The organism is Streptomyces sp. NPDC002130 (assembly GCF_040296465.1).
GTDB lineage: Bacteria > Actinomycetota > Actinomycetes > Streptomycetales > Streptomycetaceae > Streptomyces.
Genome location: NZ_JBEOXI010000755.1, coordinates 1 through 1,559 on the forward strand (window position 1 = coordinate 1; position 1,559 = coordinate 1,559).

Here is a 1,559-nt window from a genome sequence, read left to right on the forward strand (position 1 = left end):
GAGCCGAGTGCGGTAGCCCTCCCGTTTCGCGGCCCCGATACGGGAGACGGCACAGGTCAGCAGCATGATGTCGACGTTGTCCGCCTTGTGCACGACGACCTGCGTCTGCACGCCGTCGGCATCCATGTCCCGAAGCCGCACCTCGGCGTCCCAGGCATCGGACTGGATGCGGCGGAACTCCTTGGTGCCCATCATGATCATTGCTTCGGTTTCCGACTCGACCTTCAGCCACGGCGCTTGCGGCCCCGCGTCTTCGGTCAGATCCGGCCACCCGTTGGGCACGTAATGGGTGTGGATGTCGATCAGGTTGCTCATAGCTCAGCCCTTGCCGGGATGGAGCGTGCCGCACTTGTCACACGTGCGGGCTTCTTCGCTCTCGTAGAACTTGACGAACACCGGCGGCAGGTCGGCCACGATGTCGCGCACCTGAAGTTCGACCTCGTGAATCTTGTGGTCGCATTCGAGGCAGTACCACTGGAACTTCTCGAGCGTGCCTTCCTTGCGGACGCGTTCGATGACCAGGCCGATCGAGCCCGCGGTGGGACGCTGGGGCGAATGCGGAATGTCTCCTGGCAGCAGCCAGGTTTCGCCCTCCCGAATGTCGACACGCTGAGGACCGTCTTCGGTCATCACGTTGACGTGGATGTCGCCTTCGAGCTGGTAGAACCACTCCTCGTACGGATCGAGGTGATAGTCGGTCCGCTGGTTGGGGCCGCCGACGACCTGCACGATGAAGTCGTCTCCGAGCGCCATCGTCTGATTGTTCACAGGCGGCTGCAGCAGGTGGCGGTTGTCGTCGATCCACTTCTTGAAGTCGATGACGGGAGGAATCGTGGTCATGATGCATTCTCCGTATCTTCGGACGCCGAGCGCTTGGAGGCGGGCACGTACGCCACGCCGGAAATTTCGATGAGCAGGTGAGGGTGGGGCAGTTGGTGAACAGCCACAGTCGTTCTCGTCGGACCGTTTTCGTCGAACAGTTCGGCGTACACCTCGTTGTATCCGCCGAAGTCGTTCATCGACACCAGGTAGGAGGTGACCTGAACCAGATCACTCAGTTCTCCACCCACTTCGGCGAGAATCGCCGCGATGTTCTCGATGACGGCACGCGTCTGCGCCCGGATGTCGAGCGCCGTCGTCCCCATCTCGTCGACCTCGACGCCGACAAACGTGTTGTCGGGCCGACGCGAGCTGGTACCGGAGACGTAGACGAAGTCACCGACCACCTTGACATGCGGGAACTTTCCGCGCGGCTTTGCCAGCTTCTCGATGACCTGCGCCCCACTCATCGCTTCACACCTTTGACCGTGACGGTTCCGAGGCCGTCGATGGTGCACTGGGCGACGCCCTCGTCGAGTCGCACAGCTGCGGTGGCGGCACCGGCCAGAATTACCTGCCCGGCGCGCAACGGAATTCGGCGTCGACGCGCGATGTCGAGCAGCGCATGCAAAGCTCGCGCCGGATCGCCGAGAATGGCCGCCGTGGTTCCGAGCACCGTCTCGCCACCGACTTCCATACGCACGGAACGGTCCTCGACGTTCTGCAGCGGCAGCCACCGC

2 protein-coding genes and 2 pseudogenes are annotated in these 1,559 nt (G+C 62.9%); all 4 read right to left on the reverse strand.

The annotated features are described in order from the left end of the window. Positions 1 to 315: pseudogene (locus ABT116_RS45175) on the reverse strand (hypothetical protein); the annotation flags it as partial. Between the two features lie 3 nt (positions 316 to 318). Beyond that, complete coding sequence (locus ABT116_RS45180; protein WP_003943511.1) at positions 319 to 840, reverse strand: 3-hydroxyanthranilate 3,4-dioxygenase; 522 nt, start codon at positions 838 to 840, stop codon at positions 319 to 321. Next, positions 837 to 1,289, reverse strand: a complete 453-nt coding sequence (locus ABT116_RS45185; protein WP_019746612.1) for a RidA family protein — start codon at positions 1,287 to 1,289, stop codon at positions 837 to 839. The genes ABT116_RS45180 and ABT116_RS45185 overlap by 4 nt, the downstream gene beginning before the upstream one ends. After that, a pseudogene (locus ABT116_RS45190) lies at positions 1,286 to 1,559 on the reverse strand (4-oxalocrotonate decarboxylase); the annotation flags it as partial. The pseudogene ABT116_RS45190 and the gene ABT116_RS45185, both read right to left, overlap by 4 nt.

Excerpts from the sequence above, each read along its gene's own strand:
- ABT116_RS45180 (WP_003943511.1), bottom strand. The coding sequence starts at position 840 with ATGACCACGATTCCTCCCGTCATCGACTTCAAGAAGTGGATCGACGAC.
- ABT116_RS45185 (WP_019746612.1), bottom strand. The coding sequence starts at position 1,289 with ATGAGTGGGGCGCAGGTCATCGAGAAGCTGGCAAAGCCGCGCGGAAAG.